This window comes from Pseudomonas sp. UBA6699 (genome assembly GCF_002454615.1).
GTDB classification, from domain to species: domain Bacteria; phylum Pseudomonadota; class Gammaproteobacteria; order Pseudomonadales; family Pseudomonadaceae; genus Aquipseudomonas; species Aquipseudomonas juntendi.
Map to the genome: position 1 here is coordinate 1 of NZ_DKJF01000039.1, position 245 is coordinate 245.

Here is a 245-nt window from a genome sequence, read left to right on the forward strand (position 1 = left end):
AAGGCCGCTCCTACAAAAAGCAGAGCGCGTCTGGTTTGGGTTTCAGTGCCCCAACCGGCTGGAAAACTGCCCAACCACGTCCACCACCCGCTTCGCCCCGTCCTGGATCTCGACAATCACGCTGCCCGTCTGATCGGCCAGCGCCAGCCCCTGTTCGGCTTGGCGCTTGCTGGTGTCGATGATCGTCACCGCCGCTTGCGCCAACTGCTCGTTCTGCTGCACCACCCGCGCGATTTCCTCGGTGG

Annotated in this window: 1 pseudogene; it reads right to left on the minus strand. The window is 63.7% G+C overall.

Going from position 1 to position 245, the window contains the following annotated elements:
- Positions 1-42 precede the first annotated feature (42 nt).
- Positions 43-245, minus strand: a pseudogene (locus B3361_RS07655) (chemotaxis protein); the annotation flags it as partial.